The 16,676-nt window shown below is 68.6% G+C and carries 15 protein-coding genes; 12 read left to right on the top strand and 3 right to left on the bottom strand.

Annotated features, from left to right (window positions below):
* The first annotated feature begins 165 nt into the window (after nt 1–165).
* The 6 genes from QZM72_RS03990 to QZM72_RS03965 are packed head-to-tail and all read left to right on the top strand — an operon-like array spanning nt 166 to nt 6,381.
* Entirely contained in the window at nt 166–1,005 is an 840-nt protein-coding gene (locus tag QZM72_RS03990) for a MetQ/NlpA family ABC transporter substrate-binding protein (protein ID WP_301737261.1), read from the top strand.
* A gap of 10 nt (nt 1,006–1,015) precedes the next feature.
* Entirely contained in the window at nt 1,016–2,428 is a 1,413-nt protein-coding gene (locus tag QZM72_RS03985; RefSeq protein ID WP_301737260.1) for an LLM class flavin-dependent oxidoreductase, read from the top strand.
* An 18-nt stretch (nt 2,429–2,446) separates the two neighbouring features.
* The gene (locus QZM72_RS03980; protein ID WP_301737259.1) at nt 2,447–3,631 is read left to right on the top strand and encodes a methionine ABC transporter ATP-binding protein; all 1,185 of its coding nucleotides are present in this window, start codon (nt 2,447–2,449) and stop codon (nt 3,629–3,631) included.
* On the top strand, nt 3,624–4,280 hold the full coding sequence (locus QZM72_RS03975) for a methionine ABC transporter permease (RefSeq protein WP_089470671.1): 657 nt from the start codon (nt 3,624–3,626) through the stop codon (nt 4,278–4,280). The genes QZM72_RS03980 and QZM72_RS03975 overlap by 8 nt, the downstream gene beginning before the upstream one ends.
* A gap of 50 nt (nt 4,281–4,330) precedes the next feature.
* Entirely contained in the window at nt 4,331–5,173 is an 843-nt protein-coding gene (locus QZM72_RS03970; RefSeq protein WP_301737258.1) for a hypothetical protein, read from the top strand.
* Nucleotides 5,170–6,381 (top strand): acyl-CoA dehydrogenase family protein, encoded by a 1,212-nt coding sequence (locus tag QZM72_RS03965; protein ID WP_301737257.1) that lies wholly within the window; start codon nt 5,170–5,172, stop codon nt 6,379–6,381. Before QZM72_RS03970 ends, QZM72_RS03965 begins: the two co-directional genes overlap by 4 nt.
* Nucleotides 6,382–6,416: 35 nt before the next feature.
* Here the strand turns inward: QZM72_RS03965 and QZM72_RS03960 are convergent, their stop codons facing one another.
* Nucleotides 6,417–7,265, bottom strand: coding sequence for a helix-turn-helix domain-containing protein (locus QZM72_RS03960; protein ID WP_301737256.1), 849 nt, complete (start codon nt 7,263–7,265; stop codon nt 6,417–6,419).
* A gap of 194 nt (nt 7,266–7,459) precedes the next feature.
* Between QZM72_RS03960 and QZM72_RS03955 the strand changes: the two genes are divergently transcribed.
* Together QZM72_RS03955 and QZM72_RS03950 are read left to right on the top strand one after the other, a co-directional pair.
* On the top strand, nt 7,460–8,413 hold the full coding sequence (locus tag QZM72_RS03955; protein WP_089470668.1) for a DUF2167 domain-containing protein: 954 nt from the start codon (nt 7,460–7,462) through the stop codon (nt 8,411–8,413).
* Nucleotides 8,410–9,135 (top strand): site-2 protease family protein, encoded by a 726-nt coding sequence (locus QZM72_RS03950; RefSeq protein WP_301737255.1) that lies wholly within the window; start codon nt 8,410–8,412, stop codon nt 9,133–9,135. The genes QZM72_RS03955 and QZM72_RS03950 overlap by 4 nt, the downstream gene beginning before the upstream one ends.
* A 66-nt stretch (nt 9,136–9,201) precedes the next feature.
* Here QZM72_RS03950 and QZM72_RS03945 read toward each other — a convergent pair whose 3' ends face one another.
* Nucleotides 9,202–10,593 carry an MFS transporter gene (locus QZM72_RS03945; protein WP_301737254.1) on the bottom strand — a complete coding sequence of 464 codons (1,392 nt, stop codon included), beginning with the start codon at nt 10,591–10,593 and terminating at the stop codon, nt 9,202–9,204.
* Nucleotides 10,594–10,840: 247 nt separating this feature from the next.
* Here QZM72_RS03945 and QZM72_RS03940 point away from each other — a divergent pair, with 247 nt between their 5' ends.
* Nucleotides 10,841–12,418 (top strand): aldehyde dehydrogenase (NADP(+)), encoded by a 1,578-nt coding sequence (locus QZM72_RS03940; protein WP_301737253.1) that lies wholly within the window; start codon nt 10,841–10,843, stop codon nt 12,416–12,418.
* Between the two features lie 192 nt (nt 12,419–12,610).
* The gene (locus tag QZM72_RS03935) at nt 12,611–13,165 is read left to right on the top strand and encodes a hypothetical protein (RefSeq protein WP_089470664.1); all 555 of its coding nucleotides are present in this window, start codon (nt 12,611–12,613) and stop codon (nt 13,163–13,165) included.
* A gap of 116 nt (nt 13,166–13,281) precedes the next feature.
* Here the strand turns inward: QZM72_RS03935 and kdgD are convergent, their stop codons facing one another.
* Entirely contained in the window at nt 13,282–14,196 is a 915-nt protein-coding gene (gene kdgD, locus QZM72_RS03930) for a 5-dehydro-4-deoxyglucarate dehydratase (protein WP_089470663.1), read from the bottom strand.
* 229 nt (nt 14,197–14,425) lie between these two features.
* Here kdgD and garD point away from each other — a divergent pair, with 229 nt between their 5' ends.
* Complete coding sequence (gene garD, locus QZM72_RS03925; RefSeq protein WP_301737252.1) at nt 14,426–15,979, top strand: galactarate dehydratase; 1,554 nt, start codon at nt 14,426–14,428, stop codon at nt 15,977–15,979.
* A 222-nt stretch (nt 15,980–16,201) separates the two neighbouring features.
* A complete protein-coding gene (locus tag QZM72_RS03920) occupies nt 16,202–16,594 on the top strand; it encodes a nuclear transport factor 2 family protein (protein WP_301737251.1) in 393 nt (130 codons plus the stop codon).
* Nucleotides 16,595–16,676: the final 82 nt, after the last annotated feature.

Genomic DNA, 16,676 nt, shown 5'->3' with positions numbered 1-16,676 from the left:
GCGCGATTTTCTTCGCACAATCGCTTCGTAGACCGCCTTCCCGCCGCTCTCTATCATCGGCTGATCTTTTTTCCGACGTGACGACGACTGTCCGGAGAACGCCCGCGCGTTCGCCGCGGCGTCGCTCATCCGTCGACACCGTCTTTGGACAGGAGAGTGGTTCCCATGCTGCATCCCGTGTTTTCCGCCCGCTTTTCCGCCGGCCGTGTGGCCGGCCTGGCCCGTGTGCTGACGGCCGCGCTGCTCGGCGTCGCGCTGTTGAACGGTGCGCGCGCCGACACCGCGCCGCTGAAGGTCGGCATCTCGACCAGCCCGCAGATCGAGGCGCTGAAGATCGCCGCGAAGGAGGCGAAAGAGCAGGGCCTCGACGTGAAGATCGTCGAATTCACCGACTGGAATACGCCGAACGCGGCGCTCGCGAACAAGGACATCGATGTCAACTACTTCCAGCACATCCCGTTTCTCGAGAACGCGAAGAAGCAGGGCGGCTACAACTTCATCTCGATCGCGCCCGGCACGATCATGAAGATCGGCCTCTATTCGAAGAAGGTGAAAAGCTTCGCCGAGCTGAAGGACGGCGCGCGCGTCGCGATCGCGAACGATCCTGTGAACGGCGGGCGCGGGCTGTTGCTGCTGCAGCGCGCGGGGCTCATCACGCTGAAGCCGGGCGCCGACTACCGCGCGACGACGCACGACATCGTCGCCAACCCGAAGCACCTGAAGATCATCCCGCTCGAAGCGTCGCAGCTCGCGCGCTCGCTCGACGACGTCGATCTCGCGCAGGGTTACCCGAGCTTCATCAAGCTCGCCGGCACGACCGACCCGAACAGCGCGCTGCTGTTCGACGGCACCGAGAACAAGAACTTCGCGATCCAGTGGGTCGTGCGGCCCGAGCGCGCGAACGATCCGCGCATCCGCAAGTTCATCTCGATCTACCAGCACTCGCCGGCGGTGCGCCGTGCGCTCGACAACGCGTTCGGCTCGCTGTACGCGATCGCGTGGTGACGGAGGCGGCATGACGACGGCGAACCGCAAGAAAATCCTCCTCAACGCGTTCAACATGAACTGCGTCGGGCACATCAACCACGGACTGTGGACGCATCCGCGCGACCGCTCCGCGCACTACACCGATCTCGACTACTGGGCCGATCTCGCGAAGACGCTCGAACGCGGCAAGTTCGACGGGATCTTTCTCGCGGACATCGTCGGCGTGTACGACGTGTTCGGCGGCGGCCCCGACGCCGCGCTGCGCGAATCGGTGCAGGTGCCCGTCAACGATCCGCTGCTGCTCGTGCCGGCGATGGCGCAGGTCACGCGGCATCTCGGCTTCGGCGTGACCGCGAACCTGACCTACGAGCCGCCTTATCTGTTCGCGCGCCGCATGTCGACGCTCGATCACCTGACGAAAGGGCGCGTGGGTTGGAACATCGTGACCGGCTACCTCGACAGCGCCGCGCGCGGGATGGGCCTCGCGCGGCAGATCGGCCACGACGACCGCTACGAGCGCGCGGACGACTACATGGACGTCGTCTACAAGCTGTGGGAACAGAGCTGGGACGACGACGCGGTGATCCGCGACGCAAAGGCGCGCGTGTTCGCGCAGCCGGGCAAGGTGCGGCGCGTGAAGCACGACGGGCCGTTCTATTCGATCGATGCGATTCATCTGAGCGAACCGTCGCTGCAACGCACGCCGGTGCTGTACCAGGCCGGCTCGTCCGCGCGCGGCGTCGAGTTCGCGGGGCGTCACGCGGAATGCGTGTTCGTGAACGGGCAGAGCAAGGCCGCGGCGCGCGCGGCGGCGCTCGATATCCGCGCGGCCGCCGCGCGGCACGGGCGCGACCCGGCGTCGATCAGGATCTTTGCAGGCGTGAGCGTCGTGACGGCCGAGACCGAATTGCTCGCCCGCGAGAAGTTCGACGAGTACCGGCGCTACGCAAGCCCCGAAGCCGGCCTCGCGCATTTCGCGAGCTCGACCGGCATCGATTTCGCGAAATACGGCCTCGACGAGCCGATCTCGTATGTGAAGACCGATTCGATCCAGTCGGCCGTCGACGCGATCTCGAAGAAGAGCACGACCGGCACGTGGACCGTGCGCCGCATGCTCGAACAGATGTCGCTCGGCGGCCGCTATGCGCCGATCGTCGGTTCGCCGTCGCAGGTCGCGGACGAACTGCAGGCGTGGAGCGACGAGACCGGTATCGACGGTTTCAACCTGACGCGCACCGTGATGCCCGAATCGTTCGAGGATTTCGTCGACTGGGTCGTGCCCGAACTGCAGAACCGCGGCGTCTACAAGGAAGACTACGATCCCGCGCCGACGCTGCGCGACAAGCTGTTCGGCGCGGGCCCGCGCCTGCCCGTCTGGCACACCGGCGCGCAGCACCGGCCGGCGGCCGCAGCCGAACCCGCGCATCCCGCGCATGCGTGAACCTGACGGAGCGAAGCGATGACGCAATTGTTCGATACGCTGGGTTTCATCGAGACATCGGCCGTGCGCGCGGGCGCCGGCGTCGGTGCAACGGCGCATGAGGAACCGGCCGTGCCGGCCGGCGGCGCGGCCGTGTCGCTGGAGCAGGTCGGCAAGGTGTTCGCGACGCCGCGCGGCCAGGCCGCCGCGCTGCGCGACGTGACGCTCGACGTGCGGCGCGGCGAGGTGTTCGGGATCATCGGCCGCAGCGGCGCCGGCAAGTCGACGCTGCTGCGCCTCCTGAACGGCCTCGAACGGCCGAGTTCGGGCCGCGTGCGCGTGCAGGGCGTCGACGTCGGCGCGCTCGACGAGGATGGCCTCGTCGCGTTGCGGCGCCGCACCGGCATGGTGTTCCAGCATTTCAACCTGCTGTCCGCGAAGACGGTGTTCGAGAACGTCGCGCTGCCGCTGAAGATCGCCGGCGTGCCGAAGGCCGAGCGCGTGCGCAAGGTCGACGCGCTGCTCGAGCTCGTCGGGCTCGCCGCGAAGCGCGACGCGTATCCGGCGAGCCTGTCCGGCGGGCAGAAGCAGCGTGTCGGCATCGCGCGGGCGCTCGTGCACGATCCCGAGGTGCTGCTGTGCGACGAAGCGACGTCGGCGCTCGATCCGGAAACCACGCAATCGATCCTCGCGCTGCTCGCGGACATCAACCGCCGTCTCGGGCTGACGATCGTGCTGATCACGCACGAGATGGAGGTGATCCGCGCGGTGTGCGACACGGTCGCGGTGATCGAACAGGGCGAAGTCGTCGAAACCGGCCCCGTGTGGCGCGTGTTCGGCGATCCGCACCACGGCGCGACGCGCGCGCTGCTGAGCACGCTGCAGCACGACCTGCCGCCCGAGCTGGCCGCGCGTGTGCGGCCGCTGCCGGAGCAGGCCGCGCTGCCCGACGGCGCGCAGATCGTGCTCGACGTGCGCTATACGGGCGAGAGCGGCGGCGCACCCGATGTTGGCGCGCTCGCGGCGGCGCTCGGCGGCGCCGTGCGGTTCCTGCACGGCGGCATCGAAAGCATCCAGGGGCATGCGCAGGGGCGGCTCGTGATCGCCGCGACGCCGCGTGCGGATGACGCCGGCCCGTCGGCGGCGCGCGGCGATGCGGTCGCCGCGCTGCTCGAACGCGCGCGCCGCCATGCGAACCATGCGGAGGTGCTCGGCTATGTTTGAGCTCTGGTGGCCCGAACTGCTCGACGCGATCCGCGACACGTTGTCGATGGTCGCCGCGTCGGCCGCGATCGCCGCGCTGATCGGCATCCCGCTCGCGGTGATCCTCGTGACCACCGCGCCCGGCGGCATTTACGCGCGGCGCGGCGTGAACACGGTGCTCGGCGCGCTCGTCAACGTGTTCCGCTCGACGCCGTTCATCATCCTGCTGGTCGCACTGCTGCCGTTCACGCGCATCCTGATCGGCACGACGATCGGCGTGTGGGCGGCCGTCGTGCCGCTGTCGATCGCCGCGATCCCGTTCTTCGCGCGGATCGCCGAAGTGAGCCTGCGCGAAGTCGATCGCGGGCTGATCGAGGCCGCGCTCGCGATGGGCGCGAAGCGCCGCCACATCGTATGGCACGTGCTGCTGCCCGAAGCGCTGCCCGGCATGCTCGGCGGCTTCACGATCACCGTCGTCGCGCTGATCGGTTCGACCGCGATGGCGGGCGCCGTCGGCGCGGGCGGCCTCGGCGATCTCGCGATCCGCTACGGCTATCAACGTTTCGACACGACCGTCATGGCGACCGTGATCGTGATCCTGATCGCGCTCGTCTCGGCCGTGCAAATCACGGGCGACCGCCTGGTCCGACGCGTGACCCGGCGAACCTGAGCGACGCCACAAGCGTCCGCTCGCTTCATTCCTGATCCTGAGAGAAAACCATGACCTTGCCTATCGGCGCGCCGCGCGAATGGAACGGACAATTCGAGGAAACGCTGTTTCTGGAGGTGGCGCGACGCCATCGTCCGGGCTTCCCCGACAAGGTGGCCACGCCGCCGCGCGAGCCGCGCAACGGCGACGAACTGGCCGCCGTCGCCGACTACTACACGAAGATGGCGTCGCACGACCTGTTCATCGTGCAGGTCGTCGCGAAGGCGATCGACACGCTGTTTCGCGACGATCCGCATTTCCAGCTGATTCTGTCCCGCCAGCTCGGCGACGACGGCGCGCACGCGGTGATCGGCCGTGAGCGCGTGACCGAACTCACGGGGCACGATCCGCTGCCGGAAGTCGACCGGCTCGTCGCCGCGCACTGGGCGCGCATCGGCGACATCGCGGTGCGCGACGTCGCGGGCTTTCTCGCGTTCGAATGGCATTACGAGCTGCACATCCTCGCGAAGCTGTGGATCCAGCGCAAGACCGGCCGCATCGGCGACAGCGCGATGCGCGAGCACGGCGAGAACCGGATTCGCCCGGACGAGGAATGGCATCGCGTGCAGATCGTCCAGTGGTGGTTCGACACGCTGCAGGCGCTGCCGGCGGCCGAGCGCGACGCGCTGATCGATCGCGTGATCGCGGCCGACGAGGAAACCCAGGCGCGGCTCGACGGCTATCTGCACGACGAATACGCGCATACCGCACTGGTATTCGGCGCGGATATCGCCGAATATCGTGCGATCTACGACGACTGGCGGCGCGAGATCCTGTCGCGGCTGACCGGCCGTCAGCTGGGTGCGCTCGTTCCGCTGTCGGGCGAAACCGTTGAACAGGAAGCTGTCGCATGAACGATCCAAGCGGCCCGGCGACGCTCGCGCCGGCTACCGATACACCGGCCGTCGACCGCGCCGCGCTGGCGCGCGCGATCGATGCGCTGCGTGTGAGCGCCGCCGAGCGCGACCGCGCCGGCGGTCATGCGGCACAGGAGAAGCAGTGGCTTGCCGATGCGGGCCTGCTGACGCTCGCGGTGCCGCGTGCGTTCGGCGGGCAGGAAGCGGCGTGGCCTGCGATCTACGACGTCATCCGGCAGGTCGCGCGAGTCGACAGCGCGCTCGCGCATCTGGTCGGCTTCCAGTGCCTGCAGGTGGTGAGCGTCGACGTGTGGGGCAGCGCCGCGCAGCGCGAGCGCTATTTGCGCGGCACGGTCGACGGGCGCTGGTGGTGGGGCAACGCGGTCAATCCGCTCGACACGCGGCTCGTCGCCACGGCGACGTCCGACGGCGGCTACCGGCTCGACGGCGTGAAGGGCTTCTGTTCCGGCACGCGCGGCTCGCAGCGGATGACGGTGTCCGCGCACGATCCGGCGATCGGCCGCACCGTGTTCGGCGTGGTGCCGACCGATCGGGCCGGCATCACGGTCAACGACGACTGGGATCCGGTCGGCCAGCGTCAGACCGACAGCGGCAGCGTGCGCTTCGACGGCGTGACGCTCGCGCCGGACGAGGTGCTGCACCGCTCCGAGGCCGCGCCGACGCCGCGCGCGACGCTGCGCACGCTCGTGTCGCAGCTCGTGCTGACGAACCTGTTCGTCGGGCTGGCGGAAGGCGCGCTGGCCGAGGCGCGTGACTACGTGCGGCAGCATGGTCGCCCGTGGATCCACGCGGGCGTCGAGCGGGCCGAGGACGATCCGTACACGCTGCAGCGCTTCGGCGACATGCGCGTGCGCGCGATCGCCGCGGCGGCGCTGGCCGATCGCGCGGCCGGCGCGTTGCAGCACGCGTGGGCGCGCCAGGATGCGCTGACGGCCGACGAACGCGCCGAAGCCGCACTCGCGGTATCGGAAGCGAAGATCGTCGCGCAGCGCGCGGCGCTGGATAACGGCGAGGCGCTGTTCGACGCGTGCGGCGCGCGCGCGACGGCCGCGTCGCTGGGCCTCGACCGCTTCTGGCGGAACGCGCGCACGCATACGCTGCACGATCCGCTCGACTACCGGCTGCGCGACGTGGGCCGGTTCGCGCTGACGGGCGAGCTGCCGCCGGCGTCGCTCTATACGTAAACAACAGCGGGACGGTGCCGGCACGCCTGCCGGCGTTACGCCGCCGGCAACGCCTCCGCCAGCGCTCGCATCGCCTCCACCGTTTCCGGGTTCGCCGGGAAAAACGCCTCGATCGCGAGTTCCGCCAGCGTCACGTCGACCGGCGTGCCGAACACCGTCGTCGTACTGAAGAACGTCAGCTCGCCGCGCGTCGTGCGCAGCCGCAGCGGCACGGCGATATCCGCGAAATCGGTGCGCGCGTGCGAATCGTCGGGCTGCCCGGCCGGCGCCGGATACGCGGCGAGCTCGTCGCGCAGCGCATGCAGCGTGCGGTCGCCGCTCGCATCGATCTGCCGTTGCAGCCGATGCAGGATATGCGCGCGCCATTCGTGCCAGTTGACGATCTGGGACGCGAGACCGTCCGGATGCAGGCTCAGCCGCAGCACGTTGACGGGCGGCTGCAGCAGCGCGGGGTCCGCCTGCGCGACCAGTGCGCCGAGCATCCGGTTCGCCGCGAGCAGCGTCCAGTGGCGGTCCACCGCGAGCGCCGGATAAGGCTCGTGCCCGCGCAGCACGGCTTCGACCGCATGACGTGCGGCATCCAGTTGCGGGTCCGAAAACGGCCGTTCGCGAAACAGCGGCGCGAAGCCGGCCGCGACGAGCAGCGCATTGCGTTCGCGCAGCGGCACGTCGAGGCGTTCGGCGAGATGCAGCACCATCTCGCGGCTCGGCTGCGCGCGGCCCGATTCGACGAAGCTCAGGTGGCGGGCGGACACGTCCGCCTCGAGCGCGAGCGCCATCTGGCTCAGGCGCCGGCGTTGCCGCCACGTGCGCAGCAGCGGGCCGATGCCGGACGCGCGGCCGGCGGACGGGGAAGGCGAATGGAAGGCGGCGGTCGAGTTCATGGAGGAGATGATAGGCAATCCCGCGCCGCTTCGGCATTACCTGCGAGGTAAGCATCGCGCCGCGCCCGGTCGCGTGCAGCCGCTGCGTTACCATAGCCCCCGTGCCACCTGAGAGGCGGCGCCGGACCCGCGACCACAACGCCTGGCCGGCCGCCGCGCACATCGACAACAAGGCATTCCAGGGGAATCCAACAATGAAAAAACTTGCCGTCCGGCTCGCCTGCGTGGCGACGCTCGCACTCGCCGCGACCCGCGGCCACGCGCAGACCGAAGCTGCACAGGTCGAAATGAGGGCCGCCGCCGCGGCCGCCAACGAAGCGGTCGTGAAGGGGCCGACCGACATCGACGTCAAACACGAAGCCGTGCTGAAGCTGAAGGCCGGCGAATCGTTCGTGCCGGCCGCCGAAGCCGGCCGCTACCTGCGCTCGATGGGCAATTCGGTCGACGAATCGAAGCTGGTCGGCCTCGTGCTGCCCGACGATCCGGACGCCGACTGGCTCTCGGTCGTGTCGTTCGAGCCGAGCGGCTACATTCGCGACGACGACGCGAAGGACTGGAAGCCTGACGAACTGCTGAAAAGCCTGCAGGCCGGCACCGAGGAAAGCAACCCGGCGCGCAAGGAGCGCGGCCTGCCCGAAACCGAGGTGGTCGGCTGGGCGAAGGCGCCCGCCTACGACGCGGCCACGCACCGGCTCGTGTGGTCGGCGATCATCCGCGACAAGGGCGCGGCGCCGAATGCCGCGAACGACGGCGTGAACTACCGGACGCTCGTGCTCGGCCGCGACGGCTACCTGTCGCTGACGATGGCGTCGACGCTCGCCGATCTGCCGAAGTACAAGGCCTCGGCCGACGAACTGCTGTCGAACATCCGCTTCAACGACGGCAAGCGCTATGCCGACTTCAACCAGTCGACCGACCACGTCGCCGAGTACGGGCTCGCGGCGCTGATCGTCGGCGTCGGCGCGAAAAAGCTCGGCCTGCTCGCGCTGATCGGCGCGTTCGCGGTGAAGTTCTTCAAGGTCGGCGCGCTCGCGCTGCTGGCCGGCGGCGCGGCGCTCAAGCGCTTCTTCGGGCGCAAGCCGAAGGCGGCCGCGGTGCCGGCCGTCGCCGACGCATCCGACGGGGTCGCCACGGAGCGCAAGGAATGACGAAGCTGCTGCTGCTGATCTTCGGCGGCCTCAAGCTCGGCAAGGTGCTTGTATCGGCCGGCACGATGCTCGCGTCGATCGCGGTCTATGCGCTGTTTTACGGCTGGCGCTTCGCGGCCGGCTTCGTTGCGTTGCTGCTGGTGCACGAAGCCGGCCACTACGTCGCCGCGCAGCGGCGCGGGCTCGACGTCGGGCTGCCGACCTTCATCCCGTTCGTCGGCGCGTGGATCCAGTTGAAGGAGATGCCGCACGACGCGGAAACGGAAGCGTACGTCGGGCTCGCCGGGCCGTTCGTCGGCACGCTCGGCGCGCTGGCCTGCTACGCGGCCGCGCGGCACACCGACAGCAACCTGCTGCTCGCGTTGTCGTACACGGGCTTCTTCCTCAATCTGTTCAACATGATTCCGCTGTCGCCGTTCGACGGCGGGCGGATCACCGCGGTGCTGTCGCCGCGCATCTGGCTCGCGGGCGTGCCGGTGCTGATCGCGCTGTTCGCGTATCGGCCGAGCCCGCTGCTGATCGTGATGGCGATCCTCGCGCTGCCGCAACTGAAGCGCGCGTGGCGCTACGATCCCGACGCGCCGGAGAACCGCGTGTACTACGCGACGTCGATCGAGACGAAGACCACCTACGCGCTCTGCTACGTCGGCCTGCTCGCGTTCCTTGCGTTGATGACGTCCGGCGTGCACGACATGCTGCGCGTCGTGCACGCGTCGGTCTGACGTCGATCCGATGCAAAAAAACGGCGGCCGCGTAAAAAGCGGCCGCCGTTTTTCAAAGGTCGAACCTCACGCCGCGCGATGTCGCAGTTCGACGCGCTTGATGTCCTTCACGATCACGAGATAGCTGAACACGGTGACGAGCGCGTTCAGCCCGACGAACACCAGTGCGCCGTTGAACGAGCCGCTCGCGCCGACGAGGTAACCGATCGCGATCGGCGCGACGATGCCCGCCGTGTTGCCGAACATGTTGAACAGGCTGCCCGACAGGCCGATCGCTTCCTTCGGCGCGGTATCCGCGACGACGGCCCAGCCGAGCGAGCCGATCCCCTTGCCGAAGAACGACACGGCCATCAGCATGATGACCAGCGCTTCGCTGTCGACGTAGTTGCAGCCGATGATCGTCATCGACAGCAGCATCCCGCCGACGATCGGAATCTTGCGCGCGAGCGTCAGCGATACGCCGTGTCGGATCAGCGCGTCCGACAGCATCCCGCCGAGCACGCCGCCGAGGAAACCGCAGATCGCCGGCAGCGACGTCATGAAGCCGGCCTTCAGCAGCGACATCCCGCGCGCCTGGACGAGGTAGATCGGGAACCACGTGAGGAAGAAGTACGTGAGCACGTTCACGCAGTACTGGCCGAGATACACGCCGATCAGCATCCGGTTCGACAGCAACTGGCGCACGTAGTACCAGCCGGCTACGCGGCTGCCTTCGGAGGCGCCGCCGCTGCCGCGCGCCCCGGTGGGCCGGCCGCTCGACCGCACGAGCCCGCCGCCCTGCTCGATATGGTCGAGTTCCGCGTGGTTCACGGCCGGATGGTCGGCCGGATCCTTCACGACGCGCAGCCACAGGAACGCGAGCGCGATGCCGGCCAGGCCGAGCCACAGGTACACCTGGTGCCAGCCGTACGCATGCGTGAGCCAGGCCATCAGCGGCGAGAACACCACGGCCGCGAAGTACTGTGCGGCGTTGAAGATCGCCGACGCGGTGCCGCGCTCGGCGGTCGGGAACCAGCTCGCGACGACCTTCGCGTTCGCCGGAAACGCCGGCGCCTCCGCCATGCCGACCGCGAAGCGCATCGCGAACAGCGCGGCGACCGCGAACGCGGCGCTGCCGCCGAGGCCGATCGTGCTCTGCAGCAGGGTGAACGCCGACCACAGGAAGATGCTCGCCGCATACACGCGCCGCGCGCCGAAGCGGTCGAGCAGCCAGCCGCTCGGCAGTTGCGCGAGCACGTACGCCCAGCTGAACGCCGAGAAGACATAGCCCATCGTCACCGGGTCGATGCCGAACGCCTTGCGGATCGGCGTGCCGGTGATCGACAGCGTCGCGCGGTCCGCATAGTTGAGCGTCGTGACGACGAACAGCATCGCGAGGATCCAGTAGCGCACGGCGGTTCGGCGCGCGGTGCGCGCGAGGTCGAGCGGAAGATCGCGAGGGGAGGGCTGATTGTGCATTTTAAATGTACGTCGTCGTATGACATGGCCGAAAGTTTATGGACAATGTCGGAATTCAGAAACCTCGGGTTTTCCCTTTGAAGATCCTCGCCACAATATGGGAATGTCGTCATTTGCTGGCCTGACAACGCTCGGCGGTGTATCGTCCGCGCCCTCACAGGCGGCGAGCATGACGCAATGCCGTCGGCAGACATCGTATCTGTTGCGTTACAATGAGCTATCCATTCCCGAACCACGGAGCACACCCATGCAACTGACAGGAGAGATGCTGATCGGCGCCGAAGCGGTGGCCGGCTCGGCAGGCACCTTGCACGCGTTCGACCCGACGAAGGGCGCGCCGATCGAGGCCCCGGCGTTCGGCGTCGCGACGCAGGCCGACGTCGACCGCGCGTGCGAACTCGCACGCGATGCGTTCGATGCATACCGCACGCAGCCGCTCGCGGCCCGTGCGGCGTTTCTCGAAGCGATCGCCGATGAAATCGTCGCGCTCGGCGATGCGCTGATCGAGCGCGCGCATGCCGAAACGGGCTTGCCCGTCGCGCGGCTGCAGGGCGAGCGCGGCCGCACCGTCGGCCAGTTGCGGTTGTTCGCGCGCGTCGTGCGCGACGGGCGCTTCCTCGCCGCGTCGATCGATCCCGCGCAGCCGGCACGCACGCCGCTGCCGCGCTCGGACCTGCGGCTGCAGAAAATCGCGCTCGGGCCCGTCGCCGTGTTCGGCGCGAGCAATTTCCCGCTCGCGTTCTCGGTGGCCGGCGGCGATACCGCGTCGGCGCTCGCGGCCGGCTGCCCGGTGATCGTGAAGGCGCACGAGGCGCACCTCGGCACGTCCGAGCTGGTCGGCCGCGCGATTCGCGCCGCGGTCGAGAAAACCGGCATGCCGGCCGGCGTGTTCTCGCTGCTGGTCGGCCCCGGCCGCGTGATCGGCGCGGCGCTGGTCGGCCATCCGGCGATCCAGGCCGTCGGTTTCACCGGGTCGCGGCAGGGCGGGATGGCGCTCGTGCAGATCGCGAACGCGCGCCCGCAGCCGATTCCCGTCTATGCGGAAATGAGCAGCATCAATCCGGTCGTGCTGTTCCCGGCCGCACTCGCCGCGCGCGGCGACGCGATCGCGACGGGCTTCGTCGATTCGCTGACGCTCGGCGTCGGCCAGTTCTGTACCAATCCGGGCCTCGTGCTCGCGATCGACGGCCCCGATCTCGACCGTTTCGAGGCGGTCGCCGCGCAGGCGCTCGCGAAGAAGGCGGCCGGCGTGATGCTCACGCGCGGCATCGCCGACGCATACCGCAATGGCCGCGGCAAGCTGGCCGAACTGCCGGGCGTGCGCGAAATCGGCGTGGGCGAGGCCGCGCAGACCGACTGCCAGGCAGGCGGCGCGCTGTATGAAGTCGGTGCGCAGGCATTCCTGGGCGAGCCGGCGTTCAGCCACGAGGTGTTCGGGCCGGCGTCGCTGATCGTGCGCTGCCGCGATCTCGACGAAGTCGCGTGCGTGCTCGACGCGCTCGAAGGCCAGTTGACGGCCACGCTGCAAATCGACGCCGACGACAAGCCGCTCGCGCGCCGGCTGCTGCCGATCCTCGAGCGCAAGGCCGGGCGCCTGCTGGTCAACGGCTATCCGACCGGCGTCGAGGTGTGCGATGCGATGGTGCACGGCGGCCCGTTCCCCGCGACGTCGAACCCGGCCGTCACGTCGGTCGGCGCGACCGCGATCGAGCGCTTCCTGCGGCCGGTGTGCTACCAGGACTTCCCGGACGATCTGCTGCCCGAAGGGCTGCGGGAAGGCAATCCGCTCGCGATTCCGCGGCTGCGGGACGGGAAGGCGGAGTGACGTGGCGGCGGCCCGGCGGCGAACGCCGGGCTGCTTGCCGGATGGATGAAAGCGGAGGCGGCCGATGGCCGCCTCCGCTTTTTTTCAGGGTGTCTTTCCTGTTGCCCGCGTTTCTCCTACAGTAGCGAAGCCTCGGGCCGTCCGGCCCGCAGGCGAGCCTGAGAGATCACAAGACCAACAAGGAACCATCCGATGAATATCAGCAAGCGTGGCGACCACCTGTTCGCGGCCGGGTTGTGGAAAACGATCGGCGACGTCGCGAAATCGGTCCGTACCCAGATCGGCGAAACCAGCGAAGGGCGCGTGCTGGCCGACGCGCTGTTCGCGCTGCAGCGCGAGCTGGGCGGCAGCGAATTCGACGTGACGATCAACCAGGGGCGGCCCGTCGCGGGCTCCGATCCGCATTCGTTGATCTTCGGCAGGGCCGTCGAGCGTTTCAAGTACGACATGGAGGCGGTGGTGTTCGCGCTCAAGCATCGCCGCAGCATCGACGAGCCGAACGGCGCAGAGCGCGCCGACGCGCTCACGCAGGCCAACACGCATCTCGCGACCGCGAAGCAGTACGCGATGTTCACGGTCGGGCGCTTCTTCGATGCGGTGGTCGACCGCGACGTGCTGGAACAGATCGTGGGCGCCGAGTCGCCCGCGCGCGGCCGGCCGCTCGCGGCGCGCAAGGGGATCGACGAGACGCAGCGCACGCTCGCGACCGTGCGCCAGCGGATCATCGGCGCGATCGCGCAGATGTAATGCAATGGCCGCGCCGGCTCGTCGAGCCGCGCGGCCATCGCGTGATACGGCTACGGAGGACTGCGGGCGCCGGCGCGCCGTGCCGATGAAGGCGCCGCGCCGCCTGCGCCCCCGGCTTACTGCGGGCCCATCTTCTTGATCAGCACGTCGAGCTCGGCGGCTTCTTCGTCGGTCAGGTCGACGAGCGGCGCGCGCACGGGGCCCGCGTCGTGGCCGACGAGCTTCGCGCCCGCCTTCACGATGCTGACCGCGTAGCCGGCGCGGCGATTGCGGATCTTCAGGTACGGCAGGAAGAACTCGTCGATCAGGCGGCCGACCGTCGCGTGGTCGTCCTTCGCGATCGCTTCGTAGAACGCCATCGCCGTCTTCGGGATGAAGTTGAACACGGCCGACGAGTACACCGGCACGCCGAGCGCCTTGTACGCGGCCGCATAGACTTCGGCCGTCGGCAGGCCGCCGAGGTACGCGAAACGATCGCCGAGGCGGCGGCGGATCGTGACCATGCTTTCGATTTCGCCGACACCGTCCTTGAAGCCGATCAGGTTCGGGCAACGGTCGGCGAGGCGTTCCAGCATGTCCGCATTCAGCTTCGAATTCGCGCGGTTGTACACCACGACGCCGATCTTCAGCGCGCGGCACACCTGCTCGACGTGATCGGCGATCCCTTCCTGGCTCGCTTCGGTCAGGTAGTGCGGCATCAGCAGCACGCCGCTCGCGCCGAGGCGTTCGGCTTCCTGCGCGTATTCGATCGCGACGCGCGTCGCGCCGCCCGCGCCGGCGAGGATCGGCACCTTGCCCTTGCAGGTTTCCGTCGCGACGCGGATCACGTCCGAATACTCGCGCTGCGTGAGCGAGAAGAATTCGCCGGTGCCGCCGGCCGCGAACAATGCGCTCGCGCCATACGGCGCCAGCCATTCGAGGCGCTCGGCATAGGTGGTCGGACGGAAGCTGCCGTCGGCGTCGAAATCCGTCAGCGGAAACGACAGCAGGCCGTGGGAGATGATCTGTTTGAGTTCTTGCGGTGAAGTCATGGTGAGTGTCGTCCGTCTAGCGCGAGTGCTGGTTCGTCGGAAACGGCATACGAGCCGAATTGGCGATGTCGTTGTATGTCATCGTACAACGCAAGAAAGAGCGGCGCAAGCGGTTTGCTGGCGGGTCAAGGGTAGGGTGTTTCCGGATAAGGGTTTACGCAGCATCATCAATTGACGTTGAATGTCGTATGATGACTAACGATATTGCAGATAGGCTCCAGGAATTCCGATGACTGCTTCCCCTCTCTACATCCGCGTGCATCCGGACGACAACGTCGCGATCGTCGTCAACGACGGCGGTTTGCCCGCAGGCGCGACGTTCGCCGACGGGCTGACGCTGGGCGAAGGCGTGCCGCAAGGGCACAAGGTCGCGCTCGTCGACCTCGCGGCCGGCGACCCGGTCATTCGCTACAACGTGGTGATCGGCTATGCGCTGACCGACCTGCGGCGCGGCAGCTGGGTCAACGAGCGCACGATGCGCATGCCCGAGCCGCCTGGGCTCGACGCCCTGCCGCTCGCCACGCGCGCCGCGCCGCCGCTCGAGCCGCTCGAAGGCTATACGTTCGAGGGCTTCCGCAATGCGGACGGCTCGGTCGGCACGCGCAACATCCTCGCGATCACGACGACCGTGCAGTGCGTGTCGGGCGTCGTCGAGCACGCGGTGAAGCGGATCAAGGACGAACTGCTGCCGCGCTATCCGAACGTCGACGACGTGGTCGGGCTCGAACATACGTACGGCTGCGGCGTCGCGATCGATGCGCCCGACGCCGACATCCCGATCCGCACGCTGCGCAACATCAGCCTGAATCCGAATTTCGGCGGCGAGGTGATGACCGTGAGCCTCGGCTGCGAGAAGCTGCAGCCCGAGCGCCTGTTGCCGCCGGGCGCGATTCCGGTGGCGGCCGACGGCGCGACCGGCAACGGCGGCGTCGTGTGCCTGCAGGACGCCGCGCACGTCGGCTTCAACTCGATGATCGACTCGATCATGAAGATGGCCGAATCGCATCTGGAGCGGCTGAACCGCCGCCGCCGCGAGACGTGCCCCGCGTCGGATCTCGTCGTCGGCGTGCAGTGCGGCGGCAGCGACGCGTTCTCGGGGCTCACCGCGAACCCGGCCGTCGGTTTCGCCGCCGACCTGCTCGTGCGCGCGGGCGCGACGATCATGTTCTCCGAGGTGACGGAAGTGCGCGACGGCGTCGCGCAGCTCACGTCGCGTGCGGCGAACGAAGACGTCGCCCGCGAGATCATCCGCGAGATGGACTGGTACGACCGCTATCTGGAGCGCGGCCGCGTCGACCGCAGCGCGAACACGACGCCCGGCAACAAGAAGGGCGGCCTGTCGAACATCGTCGAGAAGGCGATGGGGTCGATCGTGAAATCGGGCAGCGCGCCGATCGCCGGCGTCGTGCGCCCCGGCGATCGGGCGAAGCAGAAGGGGCTGCTGTACGCGGCGACGCCCGCGAGCGACTTCATCTGCGGCACGCTGCAGCTCGCGGCCGGGATGAACCTGCACATCTTCACGACCGGTCGCGGCACGCCGTACGGGCTCGCGCAGGTGCCGGTGATCAAGGTCGCGACGCGCAGCGATCTCGCGCGCCGCTGGCACGACCTGATGGATCTCGACGCGGGGCAGATCGCGACCGGCGCGGCGACGATCGAGGACACGGGCTGGGCACTGTTCCGGCTGATGCTCGACGTCGCGAGCGGCAAGCGCCGCACGTGGGCCGAGCAATGGAAGCTCGCGAATGCGCTGACGCTGTTCAATCCGGCGCCGGTGACCTGACGCCTGACGCGTGCGCGGGTTGCGGCGAGACGATGCGGGCGCCTTCGGGCGCCCGTTTTCATTGGGGCGGCGTATTTGCGATTCGACGCGAACATACCGCGCGTGGCAGGCGCGATTTCCTTACCTCGTACGTAATCGACCACCGTCACGCGCCCGGCGACGATAGCGGCACGCGGACCCGAAACGTCCGCGACATCGTCCACCAATACAAGGAGCCTCGCCATGAACACCGCTCAATCCGCATCGCCCGTCCACGCCGACCTGATCGACCGCTACTTCGACGCGTGGAACGAACCCGACGCCGCGCGCCGCCGCGAACTGATCGACGCGACCTACGCAAGCGACGCGGCCTATCGCGATCCGCTGATGGCCGGCGACGGCCACGCGGGCATCGACACGATGATCGCCGCCGTGCAGCAACGCTTCCCTGCCTGCCGCTTTCGGCGCACGACCGACGTCGACGCGTTCGGCCCGCACCTGCGGTTCTCGTGGGCGCTCGTGTCGTCCGACGGCGCGGCGATCGTGAAAGGCTCGGATTTCGGCATCGTCGACGCGTCGGGCCGCCTCGCGTCGGTCACGGGTTTCATCGACGAAATGCCGGCCGCAATGGGATGAGCGGCAAGCACACGCTATCAGGCGTTGCTATTGGAGGCCCACGAATCCGCCGACGCCGCTGATTCGGTGCCGGCAAGCCAGG

The sequence above is a fragment of the Burkholderia sp. AU45388 genome, assembly GCF_030481585.1.
GTDB lineage: Bacteria > Pseudomonadota > Gammaproteobacteria > Burkholderiales > Burkholderiaceae > Burkholderia > Burkholderia sola.
This window is presented reverse-complemented; position numbering and strand designations above follow the sequence as displayed.

Coding starts and splice junctions, on each gene's coding strand:
- kdgD (WP_089470663.1), bottom strand. CDS start 14,196: ATGACTTCACCGCAAGAACTCAAACAGATCATCTCCCACGGCCTGCTG.
- QZM72_RS03940 (WP_301737253.1), top strand. CDS start 10,841: ATGCAACTGACAGGAGAGATGCTGATCGGCGCCGAAGCGGTGGCCGGC.
- QZM72_RS03960 (WP_301737256.1), bottom strand. CDS start 7,265: ATGAACTCGACCGCCGCCTTCCATTCGCCTTCCCCGTCCGCCGGCCGC.
- QZM72_RS03965 (WP_301737257.1), top strand. CDS start 5,170: ATGAACGATCCAAGCGGCCCGGCGACGCTCGCGCCGGCTACCGATACA.
- QZM72_RS03955 (WP_089470668.1), top strand. CDS start 7,460: ATGAAAAAACTTGCCGTCCGGCTCGCCTGCGTGGCGACGCTCGCACTC.
- QZM72_RS03935 (WP_089470664.1), top strand. CDS start 12,611: ATGAATATCAGCAAGCGTGGCGACCACCTGTTCGCGGCCGGGTTGTGG.
- QZM72_RS03990 (WP_301737261.1), top strand. CDS start 166: ATGCTGCATCCCGTGTTTTCCGCCCGCTTTTCCGCCGGCCGTGTGGCC.
- QZM72_RS03950 (WP_301737255.1), top strand. CDS start 8,410: ATGACGAAGCTGCTGCTGCTGATCTTCGGCGGCCTCAAGCTCGGCAAG.
- QZM72_RS03975 (WP_089470671.1), top strand. CDS start 3,624: ATGTTTGAGCTCTGGTGGCCCGAACTGCTCGACGCGATCCGCGACACG.
- QZM72_RS03980 (WP_301737259.1), top strand. CDS start 2,447: ATGACGCAATTGTTCGATACGCTGGGTTTCATCGAGACATCGGCCGTG.
- QZM72_RS03920 (WP_301737251.1), top strand. CDS start 16,202: ATGAACACCGCTCAATCCGCATCGCCCGTCCACGCCGACCTGATCGAC.
- QZM72_RS03945 (WP_301737254.1), bottom strand. CDS start 10,593: ATGCACAATCAGCCCTCCCCTCGCGATCTTCCGCTCGACCTCGCGCGC.
- garD (WP_301737252.1), top strand. CDS start 14,426: ATGACTGCTTCCCCTCTCTACATCCGCGTGCATCCGGACGACAACGTC.
- QZM72_RS03985 (WP_301737260.1), top strand. CDS start 1,016: ATGACGACGGCGAACCGCAAGAAAATCCTCCTCAACGCGTTCAACATG.
- QZM72_RS03970 (WP_301737258.1), top strand. CDS start 4,331: ATGACCTTGCCTATCGGCGCGCCGCGCGAATGGAACGGACAATTCGAG.